At 52.0% G+C, this 958-nt stretch carries 1 protein-coding gene and 1 pseudogene; both read left to right on the forward strand.

Annotated elements, in window-relative coordinates; all coding sequences use genetic code 11:
- Positions 1 to 15 precede the first annotated feature (15 nt).
- Positions 16 to 777, forward strand: a complete 762-nt coding sequence (locus tag ACTHS3_RS15025; protein ID WP_070695648.1) for a beta-ketoacyl synthase chain length factor — start codon at positions 16 to 18, stop codon at positions 775 to 777.
- A pseudogene (locus tag ACTHS3_RS15030) lies at positions 774 to 958 on the forward strand (1-acyl-sn-glycerol-3-phosphate acyltransferase); the annotation flags it as partial. The gene ACTHS3_RS15025 and the pseudogene ACTHS3_RS15030, both read left to right, overlap by 4 nt.

The following is a 958-nucleotide window of genomic DNA, read 5'->3' on the forward strand; positions in this document are numbered from 1 at the left end:
ACATTGAAAGACATCATGCCTCAAAACGTTTGCCGTTTCAGCTTCAATATCGCCGCATGGCAGGCCTCCTCCAGCAAAATCAGTACGCCGGAGCAATGGCAGGACTGGGCGCAGGGAAAACTCGATACCACCTCCCTGCCGGAGTGCAAACCCGCGCTCTCCTTTTTGCCGCCTATGCAACGCCGCCGCTTGGGTAAAGCGGCACGCTTGGTTTGTGATGCCGCATGGAATCTGGCTGACCAATATCCCGAAAGCGTACCGGTTTACGTTTCGCACGACGGCGAAAGCAACCGCAGCTTTGAATTATGGCAAGAGCTTTTGAACACGCATACCGTATCCCCGACCTCATTCGGCCTGTCCGTCCACAACGCAACGATTGGGCAATGGTCGATGTTGCGCAAAGACATGAGCGAACATACCGCGTTGGCCGTTGCCGCCGACTCCTTTGAAACCGCGTTGACCGAGGCATTCGCGCTTTTGCAAGACGGTGCACCGTCTGTTTTAGTAATTGTCGCCGATGATCCGTTATCCGAAGACTATCCCGTCTTGGCTACACGTGCACCGTTTGCCTATGCATTGGCACTGGTCATTACCAAAGGCGAAGACTATACCTTAAGCTTGGAAACCACAGCCGCAAGGCCGTCTGAAAATCCTAACGATACAACAGTCGAGCCCTATTGGAGCAGCTTGGAGTGGATACGCTTCCTGCTTTCAGACGGCCGACAACATACTCAACACTATATCGGTAGAAACTGGCACTGGCAGAAAAACGCATGAAGACTTTAGACTATTTCCGTCGCTTTTTTGCTACACTCTTCGGCTTCATCCTCTTCGGCGTTGCAGGCGTATTGTTCAAAATCGCACTTTTGCCCTATACGCTAAAATCGACCAAAGGCGACATCAAACGCCAACTTGAAGCAAGACGCATGATAGGCAAAGTTTGGCGTTTCTTCGTCGG

It is taken from the genome of Neisseria sp. P0009.S007 (assembly GCF_051962515.1).

Coding starts and splice junctions, on each gene's coding strand:
- ACTHS3_RS15025 (WP_070695648.1), top strand. CDS start 16: ATGCCTCAAAACGTTTGCCGTTTCAGCTTCAATATCGCCGCATGGCAG.